28 protein-coding genes are annotated in these 24,257 nt (G+C 42.2%); 10 read left to right on the top strand and 18 right to left on the bottom strand.

Annotation, left to right across the window (positions count from 1 at the left end; all coding sequences use genetic code 11):
- Positions 1-39: 39 nt before the first annotated feature.
- Complete coding sequence (locus tag G4P69_RS30005; protein WP_208353235.1) at positions 40-2,694, bottom strand: strawberry notch-like NTP hydrolase domain-containing protein; 2,655 nt, start codon at positions 2,692-2,694, stop codon at positions 40-42.
- 716 nt (positions 2,695-3,410) lie between these two features.
- On the opposite strand from G4P69_RS30005, the gene G4P69_RS30000 reads away from it, so the two are divergent.
- Entirely contained in the window at positions 3,411-4,316 is a 906-nt protein-coding gene (locus G4P69_RS30000; protein WP_208353232.1) for a hypothetical protein, read from the top strand.
- Here the strand turns inward: G4P69_RS30000 and G4P69_RS29995 are convergent.
- From G4P69_RS29995 to G4P69_RS29935, 13 genes are all read right to left on the bottom strand, one after another.
- A complete protein-coding gene (locus tag G4P69_RS29995; RefSeq protein ID WP_208353229.1) occupies positions 4,290-4,946 on the bottom strand; it encodes a hypothetical protein in 657 nt (218 codons plus the stop codon). The genes G4P69_RS30000 and G4P69_RS29995 overlap by 27 nt on opposite strands.
- A 146-nt stretch (positions 4,947-5,092) precedes the next feature.
- Positions 5,093-5,404 (bottom strand): hypothetical protein, encoded by a 312-nt coding sequence (locus G4P69_RS29990; protein WP_208343930.1) that lies wholly within the window; start codon positions 5,402-5,404, stop codon positions 5,093-5,095.
- Positions 5,405-5,901: 497 nt separating this feature from the next.
- On the bottom strand, positions 5,902-6,414 hold the full coding sequence (locus G4P69_RS29985) for a GIY-YIG nuclease family protein (RefSeq protein ID WP_208343929.1): 513 nt from the start codon (positions 6,412-6,414) through the stop codon (positions 5,902-5,904).
- 166 nt (positions 6,415-6,580) lie between these two features.
- Entirely contained in the window at positions 6,581-6,823 is a 243-nt protein-coding gene (locus tag G4P69_RS29980) for a hypothetical protein (RefSeq protein ID WP_208343928.1), read from the bottom strand.
- Between the two features lie 226 nt (positions 6,824-7,049).
- On the bottom strand, positions 7,050-7,673 hold the full coding sequence (locus G4P69_RS29975) for a hypothetical protein (RefSeq protein ID WP_208343927.1): 624 nt from the start codon (positions 7,671-7,673) through the stop codon (positions 7,050-7,052).
- Between the two features lie 68 nt (positions 7,674-7,741).
- Entirely contained in the window at positions 7,742-8,116 is a 375-nt protein-coding gene (locus G4P69_RS29970; RefSeq protein WP_208343926.1) for a hypothetical protein, read from the bottom strand.
- 318 nt (positions 8,117-8,434) lie between these two features.
- A complete protein-coding gene (locus G4P69_RS29965) occupies positions 8,435-8,773 on the bottom strand; it encodes a hypothetical protein (RefSeq protein WP_208343925.1) in 339 nt (112 codons plus the stop codon).
- A 95-nt stretch (positions 8,774-8,868) separates the two neighbouring features.
- On the bottom strand, positions 8,869-9,474 hold the full coding sequence (locus G4P69_RS29960; protein WP_208343924.1) for a hypothetical protein: 606 nt from the start codon (positions 9,472-9,474) through the stop codon (positions 8,869-8,871).
- Between the two features lie 366 nt (positions 9,475-9,840).
- Positions 9,841-10,734 (bottom strand): ArdC family protein, encoded by an 894-nt coding sequence (locus G4P69_RS29955; protein WP_208343923.1) that lies wholly within the window; start codon positions 10,732-10,734, stop codon positions 9,841-9,843.
- 403 nt (positions 10,735-11,137) lie between these two features.
- Complete coding sequence (locus G4P69_RS29950) at positions 11,138-11,704, bottom strand: hypothetical protein (protein WP_208343922.1); 567 nt, start codon at positions 11,702-11,704, stop codon at positions 11,138-11,140.
- A 26-nt stretch (positions 11,705-11,730) separates the two neighbouring features.
- Positions 11,731-12,039: a hypothetical protein gene (locus G4P69_RS29945; RefSeq protein ID WP_208343921.1), complete on the bottom strand. Its 309-nt coding sequence runs from the start codon at positions 12,037-12,039 to the stop codon at positions 11,731-11,733.
- Positions 12,040-12,080: 41 nt separating this feature from the next.
- Complete coding sequence (locus G4P69_RS29940; RefSeq protein WP_208343920.1) at positions 12,081-12,542, bottom strand: hypothetical protein; 462 nt, start codon at positions 12,540-12,542, stop codon at positions 12,081-12,083.
- A 56-nt stretch (positions 12,543-12,598) separates the two neighbouring features.
- Positions 12,599-12,985, bottom strand: coding sequence for a DUF6876 family protein (locus tag G4P69_RS29935; protein ID WP_208343919.1), 387 nt, complete (start codon positions 12,983-12,985; stop codon positions 12,599-12,601).
- Positions 12,986-13,503: 518 nt separating this feature from the next.
- Here G4P69_RS29935 and G4P69_RS29930 point away from each other — a divergent pair.
- From G4P69_RS29930 to G4P69_RS29915, 4 genes are all read left to right on the top strand, one after another.
- Positions 13,504-14,061, top strand: coding sequence for a restriction endonuclease (locus tag G4P69_RS29930; protein WP_208343918.1), 558 nt, complete (start codon positions 13,504-13,506; stop codon positions 14,059-14,061).
- A gap of 245 nt (positions 14,062-14,306) precedes the next feature.
- Positions 14,307-14,705 carry a hypothetical protein gene (locus G4P69_RS29925; RefSeq protein WP_208343917.1) on the top strand — a complete coding sequence of 133 codons (399 nt, stop codon included), beginning with the start codon at positions 14,307-14,309 and terminating at the stop codon, positions 14,703-14,705.
- Complete coding sequence (locus G4P69_RS29920; RefSeq protein WP_208343916.1) at positions 14,706-15,143, top strand: hypothetical protein; 438 nt, start codon at positions 14,706-14,708, stop codon at positions 15,141-15,143. It begins immediately after the preceding gene.
- A 10-nt stretch (positions 15,144-15,153) separates the two neighbouring features.
- On the top strand, positions 15,154-15,753 hold the full coding sequence (locus G4P69_RS29915) for a hypothetical protein (RefSeq protein ID WP_208343915.1): 600 nt from the start codon (positions 15,154-15,156) through the stop codon (positions 15,751-15,753).
- Between the two features lie 15 nt (positions 15,754-15,768).
- Here G4P69_RS29915 and G4P69_RS40105 read toward each other — a convergent pair whose 3' ends face one another.
- On the bottom strand, positions 15,769-15,897 hold the full coding sequence (locus G4P69_RS40105) for a hypothetical protein (protein ID WP_279605297.1): 129 nt from the start codon (positions 15,895-15,897) through the stop codon (positions 15,769-15,771).
- A gap of 28 nt (positions 15,898-15,925) precedes the next feature.
- Here G4P69_RS40105 and G4P69_RS29910 point away from each other — a divergent pair, with 28 nt between their 5' ends.
- The 3 genes from G4P69_RS29910 (at position 15,926) to G4P69_RS29900 (ending at position 17,106) form a co-directional block, all read left to right on the top strand.
- The gene (locus tag G4P69_RS29910) at positions 15,926-16,117 is read left to right on the top strand and encodes a hypothetical protein (RefSeq protein WP_208353227.1); all 192 of its coding nucleotides are present in this window, start codon (positions 15,926-15,928) and stop codon (positions 16,115-16,117) included.
- 390 nt (positions 16,118-16,507) lie between these two features.
- Positions 16,508-16,786, top strand: a complete 279-nt coding sequence (locus tag G4P69_RS29905; RefSeq protein ID WP_208343913.1) for a ribbon-helix-helix domain-containing protein — start codon at positions 16,508-16,510, stop codon at positions 16,784-16,786.
- Between the two features lie 5 nt (positions 16,787-16,791).
- Positions 16,792-17,106: a type II toxin-antitoxin system RelE/ParE family toxin gene (locus G4P69_RS29900; protein ID WP_208343912.1), complete on the top strand. Its 315-nt coding sequence runs from the start codon at positions 16,792-16,794 to the stop codon at positions 17,104-17,106.
- Positions 17,107-17,311: 205 nt separating this feature from the next.
- Here the strand turns inward: G4P69_RS29900 and G4P69_RS29895 are convergent, their stop codons facing one another.
- Positions 17,312-18,559: a Y-family DNA polymerase gene (locus G4P69_RS29895; RefSeq protein ID WP_208343911.1), complete on the bottom strand. Its 1,248-nt coding sequence runs from the start codon at positions 18,557-18,559 to the stop codon at positions 17,312-17,314.
- Positions 18,559-18,939, bottom strand: a complete 381-nt coding sequence (locus G4P69_RS29890; protein WP_310834264.1) for a LexA family protein — start codon at positions 18,937-18,939, stop codon at positions 18,559-18,561. The genes G4P69_RS29895 and G4P69_RS29890 overlap by 1 nt, the downstream gene beginning before the upstream one ends.
- Before the next feature lie 374 nt (positions 18,940-19,313).
- Here G4P69_RS29890 and G4P69_RS29885 point away from each other — a divergent pair, with 374 nt between their 5' ends.
- Entirely contained in the window at positions 19,314-19,487 is a 174-nt protein-coding gene (locus G4P69_RS29885) for a hypothetical protein (protein ID WP_208343910.1), read from the top strand.
- Positions 19,488-19,751: 264 nt separating this feature from the next.
- Here the strand turns inward: G4P69_RS29885 and G4P69_RS29880 are convergent, their stop codons facing one another.
- On the bottom strand, positions 19,752-20,702 hold the full coding sequence (locus G4P69_RS29880; protein WP_208343909.1) for an RpnC/YadD family protein: 951 nt from the start codon (positions 20,700-20,702) through the stop codon (positions 19,752-19,754).
- 442 nt (positions 20,703-21,144) lie between these two features.
- Here G4P69_RS29880 and G4P69_RS29875 point away from each other — a divergent pair.
- A partial coding sequence (locus tag G4P69_RS29875; RefSeq protein WP_313890584.1) for an nSTAND1 domain-containing NTPase occupies positions 21,145-24,257 on the top strand: 3,113 nt, incomplete at its 3' end.

The following is a 24,257-nucleotide window of genomic DNA, read 5'->3' as shown; positions in this document are numbered from 1 at the left end:
GAGCGTAACATTGAATTAAATCACAAGCAATTACTTAAACTACGTGCCTAATTCATCATCTGTTAAGTAATGCCTTTTCTTTTCTCCATAAGGACTGCCGATTATTACATCACGGCTTCGCTCTAGATACCGATGTAACAGCGTGCCAAAGTCAACATCCATCCTATCACTTGGCTGTAAACTTTGGTCTTGAGCTTGACGAGCAAGTAGACTCCCCATCGTGTTCGATAAGGCAAGAACGGGTTTTTCTGGGTTTGGCTTTTTCAACAATTCCAATGTTTTTTGAACTGTTTCCTCCGCTTTCAGGGCAAACAACATCTGGTCTATGACGTTGTGCATGATGCTTGTAAAGTTCGTACTTGTTGCCCCAGCACCTCCAGTCGAGTTATCCCCATAGCTTTTCTTTGCTTGAGATTTTAAATCCTTGTCCATGTGTTCGACGACTTTGCCCTTCATTTGGTCGAACTGCATAATTTCCGACATGATGGCGGATATATTCTCGGCTATTTCGTGGTTAACCGGGACAACGATTGGCTCAAAACTGACGCCTTCAAAAGATCGCTCCCGACGAATGTACTGCCCTGCTTCGGTTAGCATTGAAGCTAAGGTCTGTTGCAATGGGACACCGCCAGACGCCAGAAGCTCGGTGAGGTTCTCCATGTTGGAGAGAGCTAGCCGCATATCTGTACGAGCATAGAGATCCATCACCTGTGGGTTCTTGGCGTATGTTGCGGAGGAGTAAAGAACACCTTGCGATCGCTCTATCAGTTCTCTGGCAAAATCAGCCCGGTTAGCCACCGGGGAAGTTCGCCAATTCTCTGGATTGCTGCTGCCGCCTGCTTCATGGCTTTCATCAAGAATAATCAAGCTCTTAGGTGCAAAGGTTCTTAAGAAAGCTCGGCGTGGCGGCTCTTTGCCTTTAATGGTTTGCAGCTGGGTATAAGAGGTAAAAATTGCGTCGTAGTTACCTAGATTCCCTTGCTCATGAAAAGCTTGGATCACCTCGCGGTGGGTTTTGGATCTGGTTTTCAATTCGCGCCCATCTGGTAACGGGAGAGTTAAATTCTCATCTGTTACTAACGGACTAAATCCGGGCATTCCAATATCACCCAGGTCTCGAATCATGTCCGCATATAAAGGAGAATTTTTGGTAATGAAGATTGGGACACGCCCAGTCACTTTTCCGTAGCGGATAATCGCTGCAACGACACGTCCCTTACCTATGCCGGTCTGATCACCCAAGATAAAGCCAGAACCCTTTTCCAGGTTCGATACGGCCAGGGCGATCGCATCAACTTGCTCAGCACTGAAGTATTTGTGGACTTCTTCTTTAGAACCGTAGTCTAAGCGATCTGCAACGTATTCATCCAGTGAACCAACAGCCCGTTCAAGTTTCAAAAGAGCTTGATTTAAGCCGGTCTGCATATTTGCAGGAACTAATGTTCCCAGTGCACGACCTTGGCTTTTTGGTTGGTAAGGGAGTTGCTTGGGATGCTCTACGCGAGCAGATAGTAAGTCGCTTCCTCCAGCCATGCCTCCAGATTCGGCTGAACGTCTGGGGTTTGGAACATCGCCAGAAGCTCCAATATCCTCTCGTGATTGGATTCTACCGTCACTGGAAACATTATCCCCTGATGCATCAGTAAAGTTTGTATTATGTGGCTCTCGAACACTATAAATTTTATCCATTGGTTCCGCCATGTGCTCAGATCCGCTTGCGAATTGTGCTGTGTCGGCCAATTTGGTCTGTGGCTGTAAATCGAGAACGTCTTCAGTTTTTGTTTCAGCAGAAGATGGGTCGCCTCCCCTGTCGTCTCGGCTTCTTCGATCCACTTCTGGATCAACCAGTCTAACCGTTTGCTCATAAGTTCCAGGTAACGATTCTCGGTTATGGTCATTTCTTTGCTGGGTACTAGTACCGCCAGAACTCTCTCGTATTCGAGTGCTGCCCAAACGTTCGGATTCTCTTCGTAGAAAATCATCCAGAAACTCCCCTAACTCGTCAAAGCTGTTGTAGATACGCGGCACATCACTTGCTGGAAGGGAACGCTCAGATTTACCCACGCCATTGACCAGAATAATATCAATAGGGAATCCAGCGCCTTGCTTGCGATATAAGTCACCAGCTACCGTGAAATGGTCTTCAACTTTGTACTGCTGGTAAAGCGTGTAATAAAACCCTCTGCTCTCACGGGTATTATATTTATCGCTCCGCATACCCTGATCAGTTCCCAGCTTGCCACCAAGAATGAGAACTGCTCTTCCATCTGGCTTCATGGCCTCAAGGTTTTTAAGGGCGATCGCATGATCTATTTGGGTCGTTTTGAACTGACCAAATTGGAATAGTTGTTTCTGGCCGGATGAATCACTCACCGTACCGAACGGGGGATTCATGATGACAATATCATGTAATTTCTCAGGAACAGTCCGGCTCGCATCGTTCAGTGTTACAGCGTAACCTTGTTTTTGCAGATCTTGCGCTCGGTCAGAATTTAACTCGTTAACTGTTACTAAATTTGGATCGCTTCCCAGTAAAAGCGCACCATGACCCGCTGACGGTTCATAGACAGTTTTATCAACAGTGACACCAGCCAGGACTGTAGCGAGATAGGCGAGGGGGAGGGGAGTACTGTAAGCTTGCTCGGCAACACTAGTTGAAGACCGAACATTTAAGGCTGGTTGGCGATCGTGCAATTCAACAAGCTTTTTGAAAGTATCCTGCGGATTGGGCGAATCATTTACGATTTCTTGGGCAACACGAACCAGAGCGGCTTCAACGCTTTCGTCTACATCTTTGCTTGATTTAGTACCTGGGGCAACATCCCCAATTATATTTTCTGCAAACTTTCTGGCATCGGTAATTCTTAGAAAGCTTTTACCGGATCTGAAGTGTTCTGCAAAGGAATCGATGAGCGCTTGCGTACAACTTCTCCATTAATTATTTATTTTTTGAAGTAATAAACACAACCACTGGACAAATACAAATTATTTTGCAATTAAATTTGAAAATTATTATTTCGAGTCTTGTTAGTTTCAGCGATCGCCGGTCTCGATAAGATTTCAGAAAGTCAGTGACTATGCTCACGATTAGCCGAAAACAACGAAGTGGCGGGGAGATATGGCAAAAAGACCGCAGGGTTTGCCGTGGTTGGGGAGTCCAGAGGGGCGTAGCCCTTTTGGCGCGGTACATTCGATTGAATGAATGGGCGAGCTTGCGAGGTCATTTATTCAAAGCGAAGCGGTCGAATGTGTAACTGCGCTCTTACCGGCGCTGCGCACCTAGAGTTAGGAGGGGCAATGACGCGCTTTCTCCGCCCGACGCTACTGAGAAATACTTACGTTATAATACCATGAATAGGGCGCTGTGGTTGCCAAGGAATTAACGAAAATTAAAAACCACCGGGGGGCAAATGACTGTAAAGCAGCTAAAGCAGAAGAGTAAAAAGGTTGCAGAACTCGAAGCACGATTAGAACTGATCAAGCAGCAGGAGAACACGGTATCTCGAAAGGTTCTCAATCAACGTAACTACAAGCTGGGCGAGGTTGCTTTCCGGCTGTTAGCACTGAGTGAGACTGAAACCCACCATGAAGGTTTAGACCTGCAAGCCTTCCGTAAAGTGGTCTTGGCAATCCTTGATCAGGAACTGAAGCAAAACCATGAGCGGGAATTGTTCGGGCTTCCTCTCATCCTGGACAATCGAGAAAGTGAAGCCAAGAAGCTGATTATTGAGGGTAATGTTCTATTGAAGTGGTTGGAATGGGAAACGATTTCAAAAGAAGATTATGTGCAAGGGCTTAACGAATATCTGAAACGGAATAGCGATCGCGAACTTTTCGGGCTTCCACCAATTGATGATCACAACACAGTTAAGGTACTACCCAATTTAACTGCTGATGATATCGACTTGTCAGAACTATCAAAACAGCGGCGAAACCAGAAACTGATCCTCATGGGCCGTCTGCTTCGTCATTGGGTCAACTCAGGAAAAGTCAGTCAAGATCAATATCTGGCGGGGGTAGGGGGTATGTTGAATCAGTATAACGACAACAGCGATCGCGCCTTATTTGGACTGTCGCCATTGCCATTACCAACACCTGCAATGAATAAAAAGACCGGAAACAATAAGCCCAAAGCTATTGAAACCGCCTTGTCAGGTGATATTCAGGTTCCAACCAAGCAAGAAGTTGAGGTGAGGAACAATTCAAAAGGCGATCGCCCTAGTATTGTTCCAACAGACAAACCAAAACAAAATGCAACGGTCTCGAAGGTTCTTAAGTCAACCCAAGTATCAGAAAGCCAGTTCGCTGAGTGGTGATTTAACTTCGACCGATGAACCTTCCGGGATAAGCCATGAATTGCAATTATGGGTGTGGCACATAATCTTCAATCCTGGTTTCCCCTGAACGTTGATATCGCATCGACGACATACATATTTAATGCGAGTTTTCTTAGCTGCTTTGCGAATACCAGTCACAATAGTTTTCCAGGGGAAAGCATCATCTGGAATATTCATTATCAGCTGTTTAAATCGGCCAGTAGGATCAACATAGTGCTGGACGCGAAAACCAGTCTTCTTTCCACCAGGTTGACCTGTATCGCTGGGTATCAAGCCGATCTCTTCCATCTTAGTAGCCCATTCGGTATTGCAATAGTCAGGTCTCATGGGACTGCCATACTGGTGCTGCCAAAGACTTACCATTTGTCGGGCTAAGACTTCAAAGATTAACTGCTGTTGCCCCAGAAGGTCTGCATTTAGGGCAATTTCATGTGAATCAGCCTCCGCTTTATTCCAGCGCTTAGGCGTAAAATAGCCTGAGGACTTCCCTCTTGCTGACAGGGTAATTAAGCAATTCGGCAAAGTATTATCGAATAAAGAGTAGTTCAGGATGTCAAATGCAATTTGCAGTGCCTGCGACTGTTCAAGTGTAGGGGTTACGCTCTCCATCGTTCCCTCTTGCTGCGATCGCTTGGTTGTACAACCAAGATTGCTTTTTATTATTTTTTTAGAAATTAAGGGAATGAATCTTTTTTTATTCCCATTAGCTTAAAGTTTGTCACCATGTTGAACCTACAAGGCAACTGATACATAGGTTATGTTCGCTTATTTTTTAAAGAATGTTGCTTCCATGCTTCATCTGTAGGCGAGTCAATTACTCCAAGGCGATAGAATATTTCCAATTGAAAATCCCTGGCTCCTCTACAAATATGTGTTTCTTTTTTTCCTGATAGCAAAGGATGATGACAGATTTGAGATGCCTCAATAATAGCTTGCACCTGTATTCGACTTACCAACTCAGGACATGGATGCCGTCCTTCGTCACTTTGTCGGAAAGGGCAGGTCTGGCACTTTGCTCTCATCACAGGATAATTAGTAGTGTTTATTACTCGTTTTCGCCTAGTCATTAGTTTAATTCCTGATTAAAATTTAATAGAATTAATGTTATTAATGCGTTATTATCGGATGATTTATTTATAGAATTACCGTCTTAGGGCTTATTGTTCAAGCAAGATCAGGAAAATACAATGGGTCAATTTCTTTAACATTGTGGTTACAAGGATTGAATATTTACCCGTGCGCTGAATTCGATATCATCCAGAGTGGCTGCGATCGCTTAGTGCTGAGTTTTTAAAAATCTGCTACGGTAGAAGCGTTTCATTTTAGGAGTTTCGGATACGTTAAATTGAGTCATTAGTTCCCTAATAGTCATCCTTCCATGTTCAGATTTATTTAAAACAATTCCAGTGGTAAATTCTCCCTGAGCACTGAACCAAACTTTAAAATAATTTTTCTGTGGAATGGGGGAGATAGAGTTTTTTAGCAACATACTAATTCCTTAGTATGCAATAGGATAGCATAAGAGCTTTGGTTGTGATGATGGCAATTTTCTTGAAGTATTACTTCAAAATATTTTGAAATTTAATACAGAAAGCACTACAAGAATTTTGTTTAAAAAATCTTCCATGTAAACGGTTGTCCCTTCACTAAGTATTACGGATGGGTTATTTATTGCTAGAGAATTAGCCTTATGATTATCTAATAAAAGAATTTTGTTAGCTTTTATTACTTTTTTAATTATCTGCACTTTTAAGTATTGAATATGATCATTTGTTAAAGAATCTGCTACACTTGTAATAAAGATTACGGTTGACCACCAAGTTTTTCTATACTCTTGTTCTTTAAATTCATGACTTTCACAAATATGAAACTTTGTTCCCTGTACGTCCTCTCCAATTAAAAGGTAAAATCCAGGTTTTTGCGCTTCCTCCCTGGCTAGAGCTTTTTCTAATTGAGGTCTTTTAAAAACCAAAACATGACCAGTCCATTGAAATGGAATAGTGGCGGTAAGCATTCCTTCAGGATCACCACTAACTAGAAATATTTCAACTGATAAAGGTTTATAGACAATTCTCATGATATGTTCCTTTGAATTACAAAGTGGGCGTTAAGCGTTTTCAATCAATGTTATAAATTATTCGGTATTCTTTTATGCTCAAAGATTGTGATTATTCTTTAGGAGTAAGGCTAAGGTTGGGGCGATCGCAACATTTAGTAAATTTCAATTCGGTAAAACCTTGTTACTATTTAAAGTACGGAGCTATTAATAAAAAAGAACCGTTAGAAAATTCATATTTTTTTGCTTTGAGACCTCTAATCACATAAATTTTTAGGTTATAAAATAATGATTCAGCTATGTCCTGAATAATTTTATCTGCTTGTGCTTGGCAACTTTCAAAATTAGAGTTTTCTTGCAACGTGATAGTACATGGCGTGCCTACCATACACGCAGGGTATGCAATGAGGCGGTAAATATTGAAATTCATAGTTGATTCCTTTCATTTTTTCTCAATGAGCATCAATCTTGGTAAAGCGATCGCATGGATTGACCTAGACAGATGCGATAGATGGTAATTGCTTGAAGGATTATTCTTCTCAGTTTGTGGTTACGAGAAGGGCATAATTTGATGCAAGGAGAGAGGAGGGGATTCGTTGTAAGCGATCGCACCCCCTCGTTGATTACACTTTTTGTAGATAGTTACTCAATGGGTGTTAGTTTGGTAGAAACAGAAGTGGTAATTGTTTTTTCTCTAGAGAATCACAAGCTCGTCGTGCTTCTGGCAAACAATCGCTCTCCCAATCACCGTAAAAGTTCATACAGCTATCAATTAGTTTTTGCTTATGGTCTTTAACCACATACCCATAAACTTCCCCTCGTAAATACTGATCATAAGTTTCGACTTCTTTTAACAAAATTTCTTTAGTCGAATCCAAAATCTCATTTGTTATGGTTTCAACATTCAATTCTTGTTTGATTCTGTCATGTGAAGCATATATCCATCCAACTTGCCCAGAATCCCAAGGACAATGAAAGGGTTTTGTACTGATTGTTAAACCGCTATGATTATACAAATATACCGGCATGACAACTAAACTATTTTTATGAAGAGCTTTCCATTTACGGAACAGGTCAAGGTCAGATGATCCGTCTCGAGATTCCAATAGCTTGAAACGCTTCTTCATTTTCTCGGGCAATCCATCACCCAGATCGAAATTTTTATGCCAGCAAACCATCGTCCCTAAGTTATCCCAATCCCTAGAGCATAAAGGGTCATCGTCCTGGACAATTTCTATGCAATAATCTTTGTATCTTTCCTTATGAAAAATATAATCCATAACATTTTCTCTATAAAGATGTTGAAGGGAAGAATGGACTACCTTTTAACAAGGTAGTCCTTGAAAAATCATGCGCACCAAGAACACTGATGCTCTTTTGAAGGTTCGATGCGAGGTGAAACTTGCGTAGACCAAGAAGGAATGTTTTCCCCGATAGCAATACTGGTGCTATTTTCTAGTAGGGCAGTAATCATCTCTAAGGCGCGATCATAACTGCACCAGCTAAACGTTATTGATTCTATTTGTAGAAATTTCCCTTCTTTATCTTTGATAACTACAGCGTATTCTTGTGCTCCATCTGCGCTAGTAGCATCATTCAGGAACAATAACTTACCCAAAGTAAAACCTGTGCAGCCTGTCCAGGTAGAAGATGTAAGTTTTTTTGCTAAATCTTCTGGGGTTACGATTTCTGTCAACGTCCAAGCTCTTTTATCGTGTAGCATTGTAGATTCCTTTCATTTTTCTCTCTTGAGCATCGCTCATGCTTTTTGTGCTGCCTGGGTCGATTGAGGGAATTGGTCAAGGATGCGCGGGGGAGGGGTATCACCCAATTTTTTGCACACTGAACTTTGTTAATTTATGAAAGCAAAAAATTGGGGATACCGCCGCGCACCCGAAGGGCGAGTCCTTGACCAATCCCGCGACTCAGGCCCTCCACAAAGGGAGGTTTAGTGCAGAGAGAGGAAAGTTCTCAAGGATTGTGGTTAGGGGATTCGCTCTCGAAGAACAAGGGGCGGGTACTTGTGACCGCCCCAAATTAATCAGGTAGACAGTTTGAATACAGGTTTTGAGGGGAAAAGTTCTTCAGTTTCGGACGCAATTACATCCCAATTAATTCCAATTACAGCATCATAGTTGAAGATTACTTCTTGCAAAACTTCATAAGCTTGTACATCAGTCAACTCTTCCCTAACAAGTTTGACATCTTCAATGCACCAAGGATTAGCGATCGCCCTATCCGGATCATGAAATTGTTCTATAAAATAGGTTGTTATCTCTTGGGCAAGCAATAATGGATCTTGCTTAGAAAAATTATGTATTAAAATACCAACGGCACTTTCTAATTGTGACCGCCTAGTTGCGATAATTGAGTTGCTCATTTTTGAAATTTCTGTTGGTTAGTGATTTACGTTTTAAGGGGATAATGTAGGGCTACTGTTTGTTGTAGCCCTATAGGAATGTAAAATTATTGATTTTATTTCTTATAATTTTGTAGAAGACGCGCCATTTCTAATGCAACAGAATGAGGAACTCCACTTAGTTCGATAGTGTAATCTTCACCGTTTGAAGTTTGAATTTTTCCCCGAAGAATAGATTCAAAAGAGAAATAAGCAGTCTTGATATAGTCCGATTGACCTTTTACAGATCTACTGCCTAGTTTTTCTGAAACCTCTAAAATTCTTTTATTTACCCATGAGTTTTCCTCGCGCTGTTGGGCGACGTGCTCGGCTATCTTAAAAAAGTATTGAGAGTAGTGGGGAAGCAGTCGGCGCTTGATATCCTTGGCGATCGCTTTTACTGTTCTGTTTGAAGAAACATGAATCTTATCTTTGGCTTTTTTATTATTTTTCACAATGCCAAATCTCACAGGAGTAGCCCACTGACCATAAAAATCTTTTCCATATCTGCCGTAGATATTTATTTTTTGGTCGTACAGGGTGTAGCTAAAGTTTAGACGTCGACCGTCAGAATGTCGAATTACAACCGGACCATAATCTTCTTGTCCGGCTGTGAACCCTTCCAAGTGTGTAGCGATCTCAGTTGCTAATTTTAATAGATTCAATTCATGATTGTTATTCATAATTTATACCCTTTCTTTTTTCTCTCTTGAGCATCGCTCATGCTTTTTGTGCTGCCTGGGTCGATTCAGGGATTGGTCAAGGATGCGCGGGGGGAGGGGTATCACCCGATTTTTTGCTAAGGAGAGTTCGTCACCTTCGGAAAGCAAAAAATTGGGGAGACCCCCGCGCACCCTCTGGGCTTGTCCTTGACAAATCCCGCGACTCAGGCATTCAACGATAGTTAATATATTAATGAGAGGATTTATTTTTCTCGGTTTGTGGTTACTGAAGTACAGAAAAATTTCCCCTATTGTTATAATTCAATTTCACAAAATGAGGTTGAATAGCAAAGAAAACTGCCGCCTTGATGACGGCAGGGAAAATAACTATTCCAGTTCTGTAGAGGTTTTATTGAATCCTTTGATAAAATCGATAGCTCGCTGTGCATGGGAAGCTGCTGAAAAAATAGCTCGCTTATCCTCCTTCAATACCTTCAACCAGCTCTCTATATATGAAGCGTGGTCGTCGCGGATCGCTGGCGTTAAACCTAAATCTGTACATAAAAAAGCTGCGCCAAGTTCAGCTACAAGTTCTTCACGTGCATATTCCTTGTCTCCCCATGATTTGCTTTTAAAATCACGGTTCAACCTGGATTCGTGTTTAGTCCAGTGCACAAGCTCATGTCCTAATGTTGCATAATAGCTTTCTGCATCCCGGAAAGATTCAAAAGCAGGTAGTTTGATATAGTTTTGACTATTAGAGTAGTAGGCGCGATCGCCACCGTGCCTAATCTCTGCGGGTATAGTAGCGAAAAATAATTCCGCCTTTTCTATGCGCTCAAAAGGTTCAGGTCGCGGGGTGGGCTTACTGTAGTATTCTTCAGGTAAGTCAGTGATTTGCTCCACATTAAAGACGGTATAGCCTTTAAGAAAATATATTTCTTGCTCAAATTCTTCCCCATCCTCGGCTGTCTCTTTCTTGGTGAAGCCGTTGGCATACACGACCGTTGCCCCCTTTTCCCCTTTACGGACTTGCCCCCCTAACTCGTGAGCTTGTTTGTAAGTTAGCCAGCGATCGCTAACATACCCAGCTTCAAATGTTACCATCCATAAGAGAAGGACATTGATTCCTGTGTATGGCTTTCCGTTACCCCGAAGAGGTTGGGTTATAGATCCAGATTTCCACGGCTTTTCCCAGGGTCTAACACCTTGTTCTAAGGTATCTATAATTTGTTGAGTTATAAAAGTATAAATATCGGATTTTTTTGCAGATTCAAGCATGACTGATTCCTTTCACTTTTTCTCATTGAGCGCAGCTCATGCTTTCTGTGCGCCTGAGTCGAGCAAGGGTTGGTGCAAGGATGCGCGGGGGAGGGGTATCTCCCAGTTTTTTGCGAAGGAGATTTCGCTACATTATGAAAGCAAAAAATTGGGGAGACCCTCGTGCACCCGCAGGGCGTGTCCTTGCACCAGCCCGCGACTCAGGCATAGCGTGATAGGGGGTTGATTTTAGGAGGGTTTAATTTCTCTGGTTTTGTGGTGAAGGGATTCGCTCTCTAAGCGTAAAAAAGCGATCGCTGCCAGTCGTCCCCTCGTCAATCAGTTAAATGATCGGCGATGTTTTATAGTGTCTACGATGATACTCTTGCAATCGATGGCGTCCTTGATAAATATTTCTATCAAGTTAATTCTGCAGCCACATTGCTAAATTTGGGTAAACTGGTTTGCCAGTGAGCGCTGAAAATGCTTTATTCGTAACACAAAAACCAGCAGCAGCTAGCCCATTAATTCCAAAGAATGAATTGCTATTTAAGGTAAGCCTCATTTCCTCACCTTCATGATCATAATCAGCATCTTCTATTACTATTTCAGGGGGTAATTCTAAATGCATTCCCGCTGCCCAAGCCCAAGCAGTCGCTTCTACGTCCCCACATTGGATCGCCGCCCTTGCCTCCGGTGCATCGGGATTAGAGAAATCAATTTCTTCAAGCATTCTTTTGATGGCACCACTAATATTGCCACTTGCATACTTCCTGAAGCGTCCCGGCAACACAGCTAAATGTCCTGCCTCGTGTAGGATATCATTGATTGAAGCATTTTTATCAACGATCAATCTCCCATCCTCAATATGAATATGATCAAAGAATCCTTTGGTAGATTCTTGTATTTCAATTTCAATTCCAATTGATATAAGAAAATCATAAACGTTTTGTTTTAAATTGTAATATTCTACAGAATTTTTATCGACCATACAGCTAACATTATTTAGGCATTTGGTTAATTATCAATCATTGCCCTAACTTTATCGAGTTCTTCTTTTGTATGAACTGTTCCGCCAGTATTAAGTTCTAAATCTTCGTCACTCAAGCTAAATTGAAGTGATTCTATGTGAAGCTGCAAACTGCCCCAAGGAGCTACAACTGCATACTCTTGCACCCAATCTGAGCGTGTTGAGATGTTTAGGAAATGAATATGCCCTAGTTGAAAACCCCGACACTTTTTCCACGAAATCTTTGTGAGTATTGTGGCTAAACTCTCAGGAGCAGCTACCTTAGATATTCCCCAAGTTTGGTTTAATTGATTCATAAATTTTATTTCACGTTTGAAAATCTTATTTGTTGAAAATCTCAAGTTTTTCTAGCTGAATTCAGCATTTCTAATGCTCCGACTGCTGAGTGCCAGTTGATTTCAGTAAGGGAATCAGACAAACCATCAAATGCAGTTGAATTCCAATTTAAAGGGATGTTTAAACCCTCTTCGTGAGCCAGTGTAAGTTTGTTATTCTGGTAATCTTTCGTAAAATAGCTCCAATTATCATTCGGATAACATAGATTTAGAAGCGCTTGAAGATCAATTTTTTTATCTCGGCAATACGAGATGAGTAAAGCGATCGTACAAGTGTCTATTGTTCCATCGCAGGCTTGACCTAATTTGTAAGGTCGTGGGGAAAAGGTGCTTTGAATTAATTCGTCTTTCAAAAACATATCGTAAATCACGCCTCCATCGCTTTTCCAAACCTTTGATGTCATAGGGGAATTATCACCTGGGCGATTCCACTGCTCAGTGCTTATTAATCTTTTCCTGTTCATAATTAAACTTTCAATAATGTGGAAAAAGAAGGGCTGGGTTGACCAGCCCAGGTGGGTCAGTGTTCGGTAGGAAGAAGAAGGACTTGATTTTCGCAAAATAGTTCAATTTCCGAGAGGGGGAAATTAGTATACTCGATCTTATGACTTAATATGACGTTATAATTCCCGTCTTCACAGCACAAAACAGCTGTTTTATCCTCGTTCACCGTGAGCTTCCACAATTGAAAATCCAGAAGAATTTCCCATTTCGCCTTCAAACGCTTATCTTTTTGGAATCCCGCAATAAGTTGTATTAGCCAATATGCTCCTGCTTCTTGAGCAAGATATCGAACACCCTCTGTGTAATTAAAAGTCTTAAAAGGTGGAATATAAAATAGGGTTTCACTCCCAGTAAAATTTCTAAGTTCAAGCAATAAATTGCTGGCTTTATCAGATAATTTCATTTTCATTCCTTTCAATTTTTTCTCTTGAGCACCGCTCATGCTTTTTGTGCTCGCCTGGGTCGGAAAGGGCTAGTGCAAGGATGGGCGAGGGGAGGGGAATCGCCCACGCTGCACGGAACGAAGTGGAGGAAGCGTGGGGATACCTCTCGCTCACCCGTAGGGCTTGTCCTTGCACTAGACCGCGACCTAGGCATTAAGCGATAGGAGCATATTGAGTTGGGTTAAATTCACTTTTTTTGTGGAGATGAAGTCCCGCAAGAAAAGCCTTTAAAATTACAGGAAGAATTTTTTTAAGTTTGTGGCTGTAGATCTGAATCCTGCGGACACGCTACGCGATCGCCAACCTTATCGCTGATATTCAATTTGAACGTATGATATAAATGATACACAAAACTTAAAAATAAGGAATAATTAAAGGCAAACACGTTGCAATAGAGATCTAATCAAACTAAAGAGTTTTGAAAGGCAATTAAATTGAGTTTGAAACCTTAAAAACTTACATCAATTCGGTTATTAAAATGAGTAATAAATTAGCTTACGCTGTTCCTACCCAAAAATTCGCTGACAGTGAAGCTTGGCGATTCATCAATAACCTACGTAAAAATCCTCCTCCACCAGAAAACGAATTGAGAGTTATTATTTCCCAATTGAGACTGTTTAATCCATTTTTGTTTGAAGAAATTCTTTTGAATTGCTGTAAGAAGTTTGGATACTGCGTACTCCCGAAAAAAGGCTTTACTAAAGATAACGGTATTGATGGCTGTTTCTCTTATTTGGGTAGATTCTATGTAGTCCAGGCTAAATTGTATGGTGCTGAAGCTAACCCTGAACACATACTGCACTTGGTTGAAGCCTCGAAGTGGCATCATGCAGCTAAGGGATTTTTGTTCCATACTGGTAAAGCTAGCGAGGACTTTCGGAAAGCCGCAGCCCTCGCAGAGAATGTAGATATCGTTTCAGGCCAAAAACTAATCGATTTTCTACTGGGGCGGAAAGGTCTCTATGTATATGGTGCTTATCCACCAAAAGCTCGTACTAACGATGTTCAGCCTGAAATGAGTGGTGCGATCGCCTGACCTTGCTAACTCGCCGATGAAACTTCTGTTGCCAGTCCCAAAGCATCAAGCTGCATTTCAATCAGGTAAGCATCTCATATAAGCTTAATCATTAGGCAATATAAAATTTTTTAAATATATTGAAATTCCATAAAAATTATCGCATAACGTGCGCTCATAGTTCGCATTGCGTACATCCGTTTGTCTCTTCATTCAAACGGATTCATTAAACATTTTTGTGTTTTCAATAAATTAGGAGACGACTCATGCAGGATTTCGCATTATCTGTTGTCCTTTTCATTTTCTTTTTCTGTTTTTACGCTTGGCTAATTACTCCGAGTGAAGCGTCAAGAAAGAAATTTAATCCTTCCTCAGACATGCTTCAAAATACCGATGTTGTACAAGTTAATCGAGGGAACGATACCCGTACAATTGAAAGTATAGATCCAAATGATTTATTGAGCGAAAAAATTAAAATCTTGAATTTGGTGCAAATTAGGAAACTCGCATCGAAGCTTCGAGAGAAGGGCATTCTTTCATCTGGTACAAAGTTGAGTGGTCGTGGGATTGGAAAGGAGTTTTTGTGCGGTATTGTAAGCGATCGCATCTCGACAAATTATGCGGTCATTTTGGAAGTCGCCAATCAAGTTCTAAACGAAGTCTAAATGTATCACAAGGCACAGACGTTAAATGGAGCGGCTTGTTCTATGTCCTGTGCTTTAGACAAGCTGCTTTCGTTAAATCTTGAAGATCAGTCTCTTGATCTTGCAAAACAAAATCTTTCTGATGCTATTTGCTTAATGGATCAGTATTACCGGACTTGGCATTCCATCATATGGGTGCGCTCCGATACTAAAACCAAAAAGCGAACATCAGAAAAGTTAAATAATTTGGCATTTGATGCTTATGACCACTTCTCAAAAGCAACTGAGAATCTGAATAAGTATATTGATCGCCAAATTGAAAAAGAACAGAAAGGTGAATTTGTTGCTCCCCCTTCACAAGCATGGAGCGAAATGAATGTCAGCTTATCTGTTGCTCATGATTGCTTTCATCGTGAACACAAATCACAAATTTTCGCCAAACAATTAACATTGTTTTAAGGAGAATATAATGTTTAAAACTACATTCGTTCAATTCTCAGATCAAGAATATGAACTGAGAGTCGATACCAACGTAGCTCAACCAACTGCAACATGGTTGAAAAATCAAGAATGTGAGTTCAGTCAATTATCATACGATACTTGTACGGGATTTAAAATTTTTGGTATTTCTCAAGTAGTTTTGCAGCGTCTTTCAGAAAAATTTCCCCCCATACCTGCTAATGACAATCTTGTCCTTGTCTCTTACGAAGAGCGTTTAGACTCTGGTTTAAAAGAACTTCGTAAAATAGCTTTAACGGGCGAATGGAAAGATATACTGGAAGTAACAAACAATTGGACAAGTAATTTCAAAAAAGCTGTTTGGAAAGCTCTTGCACAGAGCGATCGCGAACACATTGAAATGCTCAAGTTGAAAAATTCCATTGAAACCCTTGAAAAAGTTCAATTACGGAAAATGGTTACTCTCCTAAAGGAAGTGACCATCATTCATAAAGACTTCAAGCTCGCAAATAAGAATGAGGAAGAGCTTTTGGACGAAATGTTCAAGCTATTACCTCAGGCAAAACGTGAAATTGAAGCAGCCTTAACTCTTGTTCAGGCTATGAACTAAATATTTACTGTCTGTTTACAGATAGTTTGGCGCGATCGCTTTCATCGTTTGTGAATGCGATCGCGTTCGCGCAGCGTGTGCTTTGCACTCAGCACTGCTGCCAAGGGCAGATCGCCTTAACCAGTTTTCCGTTATGACGCTCATTCTAAATATTTTGAGTTGGGGTTTCGAGATGGAATTGAATGAAAGAGAAATTGCAATCACCACGGTTGCATTAAGATTTCTGCAAGCCAACGTCGATGAAATTGATATTAAAGAAGTGTTTTACGAGCATTTCTACGATCAATCTCAAGAATTGACTACAGATGAGATTGAGCAATTATGCGAGAAAATCTCGTCGGCGCAAAATTTTATTGAAAGTTAATTTAAGAACTTAACTTTCAGTTTATCAGCAAGTTATTATCGTACAAATAACTTGCTGATTCTATTGATGAAGTAAAGTAGGCGATCGCTTTTCTTTTCGATAAAGGATCTACTCGACAACTTTTTTAAGCGATGACTGCCCCTAAAGATGCAATCTTCCTAATAAGAGGGGGTTAGATTCAGACGCGGCTACCTTTCTCTGGCTTGAAGCTTTGTTTCCCCAGTTAGAAGCATCAATCCAGAGAAGGGCTATCCTTGAAAGCGTTCGCGCAGCGTCCCAGGGGGGAACTAGCGTTCCTACCCACTCACCCTTTACTAAAGAAAACCGGATTTAAAGTGTATGATTAAATCATACACTGTGCTAAACTGGCTTCACACAGGAGAATTTCTTATGAGAAAGACCCAGGCCATCACCATTACTCTGCCCCATGACATGATTGAAATGGTCAAGGCTAAAGTCCTGGCAGGCGAATATGCTACCGAAAGCGAGGTTATCCGGGATGGGTTGCGTACCCTCCAGGCGCGTGACGCTGCCCTTGAAAAGTGGCTCCTTGAGGAAGTCGTTAAAAGCTATGACGAATGCGCGGCGGATGAAACAATAGGCGTGCCTGCTGAACAGGTTATGGCGCGTATCCGGTCACAATACCACAAGCGCACAACCGGAGAGTAACCTTAATGAAGCAGTACCGCGTTCTTTTCTCCCCACGGGCAGAACAACAGCTTGGCGATCTCTACAGTTACATTGCTGACCGTAGCGGGGAAGAACGGGCAGACCGCTTTATCAGCGGCATTGTGACCTTTTGCCAGAACCTTTCTATTTTTCCCGAACGGGGAACCAAACGCGACGATCTGCGACCAGGATTACGGATTATCGGCTTTGCCCGCCGTGTCACCATCGCCTTTTCCGTTGGCGGCGATAGGGTCATGATTCACGGCATTTTTTATGGGGGGCAGGATTATGAGGCGGTCATGGAAGAGGATGAGCCTTGAATTATAGTTCGCCTTCGTCCCGCTCCAGCTTTTGATAGCAGGCTTCTAAAATTCATTGGTGACGGCTAGGGCTAACAGGCACATAGCTGTTATACGGGGCAATATAGGAATAAGGTTGGCTTTGTACCTTTATCTCACACAATTAGTGGGCCAGGATGTCGCCAAGCATGTCTCAAAGGTCAGCACGCTCAGTGCTAACCATTTTTTATTTGCAGATCAAAATCTCGTCCCACCGCGTCGTCGATCGCTCAGATCGAAAATCGGCTTTTGTAGCCCAGGATCGCTCAATTCCACTGCTGGCAAGTGAAACGGTATTTTTCCCAAACCTTGAATTCAATTGGTCTACAGCTTCCATCAACGCCCGACGCTTTGGACTGGAGTCTGCTAAAAACAGATGGGGCTGACGATTCAGATTTTCAGGTATCAAATCCAGTAAGAGAATCCCCGCTTTTTGGTATTTTACGCCGGGGTGGAAGATTTTACGTAGTACGGCCTGCGCCACTCGTACCAGTGCCACGGTATCGTTTGTGGGCTGGAGGAGCGGGAGAATAGCCTCCTTGTAGTACTGCGGTTTGATGAATCTGTTGCTGTGAATAAAAACAGAGACGGCCTGCGCCACACTGCTTTGCTTTCTGAGCTTCTCGGCTGCTCTGCTTGTGTAAAAACTGACAGCTTCTTCCAGTTCACTCATCAAAGTAACTGGACGGCTGAAAGCACGGGAGGAGCAGATATTTTTTCGGGGCTGAATGTCTTCCAGGGGCAAGCATGACAAGCCATGTAGCTCGTAATGTGTACGCTGCAAGGTAACGTTAAACTGCTGTCGAACTTGCCGGTTATCTAGAGAGCGGAACTGGGCAGCGGTGGTAACTCCCATTGCATTTAAGCGATCGCCTATCCGTCTTCCAATCCCCCACACATCACCAACCGGCGTTTCGTGTAGAAGGGCAGTTATTTGAGCAGGGTTATGAAGGATGCAAACACCATTGTGCGTCTTGGCGTGTTCATTAGCAACTTTAGCCAAAGTCTTTGTTTTTCCGACGCCAACTGATACTGGGATACCTGTCCAGCGATGAACTCTGTTCTTCATTTCGGTGGCGATCGCTTTCAAATCCTCTACTGATAAATAAGAGGGAAACGTGATAAAGCACTCATCTATAGAATAAACTTCCATGTCGAAGCCAAAATCGCGTAATGTTTCCATGACCCGGCCAGACATATCTCCATATAGCTCGTAGTTACTTGAAAATACCGCCACCTTTTGGCGCTGACATATTTCCCGTACCTTAAAAAAGGGAGCGCCCATTGCAATCTGTAAATTTTTGGCTTCTTTTGACCTGGCGATTACGCAGCCGTCATTGTTTGAAAGGACGACAACTGGCCGTCCCCTAAGGGATGGATTAAAAACGCTCTCGCACGAGGCATAGAAGCTGTTGCAGTCGATGAGGGCAAACATTAGCCGCGCACACTACGATGAACGCTAGTGACCACACCCCAGATCCAGGTATCATCTGCTTCTGGGCTAATCTCAATCTCTGGAAATTCAGGGTTTTCTGGGACTAATGCGCATCGGCCATTCCTGCGAAATAAGCGCTTTACGGTAAACTCCCCAGCAATCACAGCTACTACAATATCATTGTGGCGGGCTTCGATACTGCGATCAATGAGGAGGTAGTCGCCGTCGAAAATTCCAGCCCCCTCCATTGAGCGGCCAGTTACGCGAGCAAAGAAGCAAGCAGTGGGATTTTTTAGGAATTTTTGGTTTAGATCAAGGCGTGCTGCGGTATAGTCATCCGCTGGCGAAGGGAAACCGGCAGGAATGCTTGTTTCGATCACTGGAATGCGGGTCCTGGAAAGGCGAGGGGAATCCAGTAAAGATTCAATCAGATCGGTGCTAAGGGCGACAGGCGGAAGAATTAGATTAAAGCTGTGGCCAGAAGATGAAAATATTTTCGACACAATACAACCATTAATATATCTAAATTGAAGCTGTATGATATCTAAAAGAAACGAGCTTTTCAAATTTTCAATTTTAGGCTATTTTTAAGCTATTTAATTCATCAAAAATATTTGGTATTTATTAATAATTTATTAGGCTTTGAATGATAGGCTAGGAAAAATATTTAATATTATTTTTAATTTTATTTTAGTGATAACTAATGAGGGATATTGCGCTATATCTGTATATTTATGAATGCGAAATTTCCAAGATGAGAGGAGTTGTAGCTGCTAAAAGTGCAAAAAGGCTACCTCAAGCAGGCCATCATTGGCAATACTTTTCAAAAGTCAATGCTGTGCGTCGCAACAAGTCTTTCACGATGAATTGGAACGAAGTGCTATTAGATATCACAAACCAAGGATATCACTTGATTGATTCAAGATAGTGCCTGAGAAGAATGAAGGAGGGTAGAATCGGGAAGAGCGATCGCCTTCATTTAAATGAATAAAAGCGTTTATAACTTAATATTTATTTTTATATAATGATCTCGTTTAAGAACCAAACATTACACATTAGCTTATTAGCATAATGTACATTATGGTAAATATCATTACCTTACCAGGGGCCAAATAATTTATGATCAATCATAATGTAAATCTTCTTTCTCCGAGGATAACCACAAAGAAACTTTTAAAATTGTAAAATGATCTTAATGCAGAGTGCTTTGTCCAAAACGTGTTACCAGATCCTCACGTGAAGAAGTGAGTAAAAGGCTGGCAACTTCATCATCCGGCATTTGTGTTAGCGGCTCAATGATCGATGAAAGCTGCTCGTCAAGAACACCAAATCGACTCTTGAGAAGGCTTTGAATTAAATTTCTTGCCTTTTCGTGTTGTCCTTCTTGTCGCGCAATGCGCCCGATGCTGCTAATGTATGGCATTTGGTTTTCCTCCTCAAATTCTCGTATTTCGTCCCTAAAGGTTAGTTCAAGTGGTTCTGGCAACCGCATCATCCTGTCTAGTATCCCGAATATTTCTAGGATATCCTGTCGGCTGTACCCACGTCTGTAAAGACCTTTGATCAGACGCAGCTTCCATTGCAGACGTTCTCTTGCAGACTGTGTGGTAGCTTGGGTTTTACGGTGTGCCATGACTACCACCGCAAACGGGTTATCGTTTGTTTCCAGCGTTTCCCAGTTATAGTCTAACAGCTTAATTATGGGAAATCGCAGCCGCATCTCACTTCCCCAGCGCCCGTAGCAGTATTCGGCGGGTCGCCAGTTCGGTTGCTCATCTCCCAGAACCGCCAGACTCACCACTTCCCGGCCATAGCGGTCATAAATCCTATAATTATAGATGAATATCCTCTCGGCAAAGCTGCTGTCCACCTGACTTTGCAATTCGATATGTAAGAGGAGCCAAGCCTCCTGCCCCTCGGTAAGCCATACTTTAAGAAGCTTATCGACAAAGCGTGTCCCAACTTCAGCATCCTGGACGATCTGGTTAAACTCCTTGTCAAGGAATTCGTATCCCCTCTCCCATGCAATGCTAGAGTGTGCTTCAGGGAAGAAGAACGCGACGAATGCTTCAAAATACTGTTCAATGGCGACTTTCCAAGACTCGTCATAATTCGCAGAAACGTTGGTTTCGGGTTCCGTCATGCCATTATCATCGACTACATGTCTAAGATGTTACTAGGACGTTTTACCATAAAGCGTCGCCACACTCAACGAATTCAAGCAATTCCCGGAACGGTACAGGTATAAACGCTCATAAGGCGTAGAGGACTGTATAGTAGATTGATAAGGGAGAACTTCAGATCAAAAAGCATAGAAACAGGATCAAAATTCAGGGTGGCGATCGCTTTGTGGAAGCGTACTTCAAAAATCTTACACTACCCAATAGCCAAATCACCCTGCTGTCTGGTATCATCATTTAGGCACTCAACTACACTTGGCACGCTTTTCAGTTTGTATAAACGAGCTGCAAGTATCTGTTCGATTTTGCTGGGAGCATCTTTAACCATCTTTAATTTGTTTTTAGATAAATCTATATTAGAATTTCATGCTCTTTCAGCAAAGTTCTGATGGTAACAACCCGTGTGTGAAAACAATTTTGATTTTGGCAGCGAATCCGAAAAGTACATCAAGGTTACGATTGGATGAAGAAGTACGGGAAATTGACGAAGGATTACGCCGAGCTTCTAAGCGAGAGCAGTTCAGGTTAGAACAAAAGTGGGCAGTGCGTCAACGTGATTTCTACCGCGCTATCCTAGATTGCCAACCCCAGATTGTTCACTTTAGCGGGCATGGTACTGGGGAAGAGGGTATCGTCTTAGAAGATGAAACTGACCAGCCAGTTGCAGTTAACGCATTGGCATTGGCAAGCATGTTTAAGGTATTTGCTAAATATGGAGTGCAGTGCGTACTCCTTATTGCTTGTTATAGTGAGGTGCAAGCAAAATCTATTAGCCAACATGTCAATTATGTGATTGGCATGAACACAACGGTAGGGGATAAAGTAGCAAAAGATTTTTCTGTAGCATTTTATGATGCTCTAGCAGCTGGACAAGATATAGAGGATGCTTATGAATTAGCTTGTGCGATCTTAATAAATTATTCAGAGCAGCAGACTCCGGTTCTCTTTAAAAAAGACCAAATTAGTATCACCCAGCCAGAAGTAGAGATTATTCCGCCTAACCCATATCAAGGATTAGCTGCATTTAGTGAAGAAGATGCAGCCTTCTTTTTTGGACGGGAAAAGTTTGTCAATGATTTAGTAGAAGCAGTTAACAAACAGCCCCTAGTCGCAGTGATTGGTTCTAGTGGTAGTGGGAAATCTTCTGTCGTGTACGCTGGGCTGATTCCTCATCTGCGTATGACAGAAAACTGGTTGATTGAATCATTTCGTCCTGGGAAGCAACCATTTTATCAGCTAGCTTCTGCGTTAGTTCGTCAATTAGAACCGGAAGTTGATCAAATTCAACAATTGCGATCTGCGGCTGGACTAGATAAAGATATACAGCAGGGTTTAGTTACTTTGCAGCAGATAACATCTCGCATCATAGAACGTAACCCAGATAAGCGTCTTCTGCTGTTTGTAGATCAATTTGAAGAACTCTACACCGTTCGTCAGAAAGAAGAACAAGAACGCTTTGCTGATTTAATGCTTGAAGCTATTGATCAGAAAATTTTAACACTGGTCTTTACTTTACGCGCTGACTTTTATGGCTTTGTGCTTGCCTATCGTCCTTTTCGAGATGCATTACAGCAGTTTCCACCGCAACTGTTAAGTGCAATGAATCCAGAGGAACTACTTCGACCAATTGAACAACCAGCGCAGAAAATAGAAGTTCAATTAGAAGCACACTTGGCAGAACGAATTTTAGATGATGTTGGCAATGAACCAGGGAATCTCCCATTACTAGAATTTGCTCTGACTCGACTTTGGAACAAGCAGCAAAAGCGCAGGTTAACTCACCAAGCTTATGACGAGATTGGGGGTGTGAAAAAAGCTTTGGCTAATCATGCTGAACAAATTTATCAGCAATTAAACGAACAAGAGCAAAAACAAGCACAGCGAATTTTTGTACAATTAGTACGCCCAGGAGAAGGAACGGAGGATACTCGCCGCATCGCGACCCGTGCAGAAGTTGGAGATGAGAACTGGGAACTGGTGAGTTATTTGGCAGGATACAAAGCTCGTTTGGTTGTCACCGGAAGTGATGAAAAATCCGGGGGAGATACAGTAGATACAGTGGAAGTTGTCCATGAAGCCCTGATCCGCGAATGGCTGACTTTACGAGAGTGGATGAAAAAAGACCGTTTGTTTAGAGCATGGCAAGAGCGACTAAGGGTAGTTATACATCAGTGGGAAGAGACAAACCGAGATGAAGGGGTATTGTTGCGTGGTGTACCTTTAGGAGAGGCTGAAGAAAAACTTAAGGAACGTAGAGAAGAGCTAAGTCCACCAGAGCAAAACTTTATTCAACAGAGTATTGAACTACGCGATCGCCTGCTTCAACAAGAAGAGGAACGCAGACAACAAGAGTTAGAAACAGCACGAAAAATAGCACAAGAATCAGAGGCTAGACGCAAAGCTGCTCAGAGAACGACTAGAGTGACCTTTGGTGCTTCTGTCATTGTATTAGTATTTGCCATCTTTGCTGGATACCAGTGGAGGCAAGCAGAGATTCAGCAAATTCAAACTCTGTTACAGTCCTCAGAGGCGAATTTGAATTCAAGCCATGGATTAGAAGCAAGAATAGCAAGCTTAACGGCAGGGAAAATACTAAAGCATTCTTGGTGGCAAGCTATCCTCCCAGAGATTGGGTTAGAAAATCAAGTTCTAGGTGAACTTTCTCAGACGATATATGATGCAGGATGGGAACTTAACCGTTTAGAAGATCATCAAAATAGGGTTAATAGTGTAGTATTCAGCCCAAATGGTAAGCTTTTGGCTACTGGTGGATCTGACGGTACTGCTCGCTTATGGGATATATCCGGTCAACCATTAGCTCTCCTTAACGGTGATCAACGTTCGGTCAATAGCGTAGTATTCAGCCCAGATGGTAAGCTTTTGGCTACTGGTGGATCTGATGGTACTGTTCGCTTATGGGATACATCCGGTCAACATAAACAATTAGTTGTCTTCAAGGTCTATCAAGATTCGCTCGATAGCGTAGTATTCAGCCCAGATGGTAAGCTTTTGGCTACTGCTGGAATTGGCGCTACTGCTCGCTTATGGGATACATCCGGTCAACAATTAGCTGTCCTCAAGGGTGATCAACGTTCGGTCAATAGGGTAGTGTTCAATAGGGTAGTATTCAGTCCAGATAGTAAGCTTTTGGCTACTAGTGGAACTGATGGTACTGCTCGTTTATGGGATACATCCGGTCAACATAAACAATTAGCTGTCCTCAAGGGTCATCAAGGTTTGGTCAATAGCGTAGTATTTAGCCCAAGCCCAGATAGTAAGCTTTTGGCTACTAGTGGAACTGACGGTACTGCTCGCTTATGGAATACATCCGGTCAACAATTAGCTGTCCTCAAGGGTGATCAACGTTCGGTCGTAAGCGTAGTATTCAGCCCAGATGGTAAGCTTTTGGCTACTGCTGGAGCTGACGGTACTGCTCGCTTATGGGATACATCCGGTCAACATAAACAATTAGCTGTCCTCAAGGGTCATCAAGATTCGGTTGTAAGCGTAGTATTCAG

The organism is Aetokthonos hydrillicola CCALA 1050, from assembly GCF_017591665.1.
Lineage (GTDB): Bacteria > Cyanobacteriota > Cyanobacteriia > Cyanobacteriales > Nostocaceae > Aetokthonos > Aetokthonos hydrillicola.
The sequence above is the reverse complement of the archived record's forward strand: the minus strand, read 5'-3'. Positions and strand labels throughout refer to the sequence as shown.

Bases quoted from the DNA above. Each gene is read 5' to 3' on its own strand.
- G4P69_RS30000 (WP_208353232.1), top strand. From the start codon at position 3,411: ATGACTGTAAAGCAGCTAAAGCAGAAGAGTAAAAAGGTTGCAGAACTC.
- G4P69_RS29995 (WP_208353229.1), bottom strand. From the start codon at position 4,946: ATGGAGAGCGTAACCCCTACACTTGAACAGTCGCAGGCACTGCAAATT.
- G4P69_RS29990 (WP_208343930.1), bottom strand. From the start codon at position 5,404: ATGACTAGGCGAAAACGAGTAATAAACACTACTAATTATCCTGTGATG.
- G4P69_RS29985 (WP_208343929.1), bottom strand. From the start codon at position 6,414: ATGAGAATTGTCTATAAACCTTTATCAGTTGAAATATTTCTAGTTAGT.
- G4P69_RS29980 (WP_208343928.1), bottom strand. From the start codon at position 6,823: ATGAATTTCAATATTTACCGCCTCATTGCATACCCTGCGTGTATGGTA.
- G4P69_RS29975 (WP_208343927.1), bottom strand. From the start codon at position 7,673: ATGGATTATATTTTTCATAAGGAAAGATACAAAGATTATTGCATAGAA.
- G4P69_RS29970 (WP_208343926.1), bottom strand. From the start codon at position 8,116: ATGCTACACGATAAAAGAGCTTGGACGTTGACAGAAATCGTAACCCCA.
- G4P69_RS29965 (WP_208343925.1), bottom strand. From the start codon at position 8,773: ATGAGCAACTCAATTATCGCAACTAGGCGGTCACAATTAGAAAGTGCC.
- G4P69_RS29960 (WP_208343924.1), bottom strand. From the start codon at position 9,474: ATGAATAACAATCATGAATTGAATCTATTAAAATTAGCAACTGAGATC.
- G4P69_RS29955 (WP_208343923.1), bottom strand. From the start codon at position 10,734: ATGCTTGAATCTGCAAAAAAATCCGATATTTATACTTTTATAACTCAA.
- G4P69_RS29950 (WP_208343922.1), bottom strand. From the start codon at position 11,704: ATGGTCGATAAAAATTCTGTAGAATATTACAATTTAAAACAAAACGTT.
- G4P69_RS29945 (WP_208343921.1), bottom strand. From the start codon at position 12,039: ATGAATCAATTAAACCAAACTTGGGGAATATCTAAGGTAGCTGCTCCT.
- G4P69_RS29940 (WP_208343920.1), bottom strand. From the start codon at position 12,542: ATGAACAGGAAAAGATTAATAAGCACTGAGCAGTGGAATCGCCCAGGT.
- G4P69_RS29935 (WP_208343919.1), bottom strand. From the start codon at position 12,985: ATGAAATTATCTGATAAAGCCAGCAATTTATTGCTTGAACTTAGAAAT.
- G4P69_RS29930 (WP_208343918.1), top strand. From the start codon at position 13,504: ATGAGTAATAAATTAGCTTACGCTGTTCCTACCCAAAAATTCGCTGAC.
- G4P69_RS29925 (WP_208343917.1), top strand. From the start codon at position 14,307: ATGCAGGATTTCGCATTATCTGTTGTCCTTTTCATTTTCTTTTTCTGT.
- G4P69_RS29920 (WP_208343916.1), top strand. From the start codon at position 14,706: ATGTATCACAAGGCACAGACGTTAAATGGAGCGGCTTGTTCTATGTCC.
- G4P69_RS29915 (WP_208343915.1), top strand. From the start codon at position 15,154: ATGTTTAAAACTACATTCGTTCAATTCTCAGATCAAGAATATGAACTG.
- G4P69_RS40105 (WP_279605297.1), bottom strand. From the start codon at position 15,897: ATGAGCGTCATAACGGAAAACTGGTTAAGGCGATCTGCCCTTGGCAGC.
- G4P69_RS29910 (WP_208353227.1), top strand. From the start codon at position 15,926: ATGGAATTGAATGAAAGAGAAATTGCAATCACCACGGTTGCATTAAGA.
- G4P69_RS29905 (WP_208343913.1), top strand. From the start codon at position 16,508: ATGAGAAAGACCCAGGCCATCACCATTACTCTGCCCCATGACATGATT.
- G4P69_RS29900 (WP_208343912.1), top strand. From the start codon at position 16,792: ATGAAGCAGTACCGCGTTCTTTTCTCCCCACGGGCAGAACAACAGCTT.
- G4P69_RS29895 (WP_208343911.1), bottom strand. From the start codon at position 18,559: ATGTTTGCCCTCATCGACTGCAACAGCTTCTATGCCTCGTGCGAGAGC.
- G4P69_RS29885 (WP_208343910.1), top strand. From the start codon at position 19,314: ATGAGAGGAGTTGTAGCTGCTAAAAGTGCAAAAAGGCTACCTCAAGCA.
- G4P69_RS29880 (WP_208343909.1), bottom strand. From the start codon at position 20,702: ATGACGGAACCCGAAACCAACGTTTCTGCGAATTATGACGAGTCTTGG.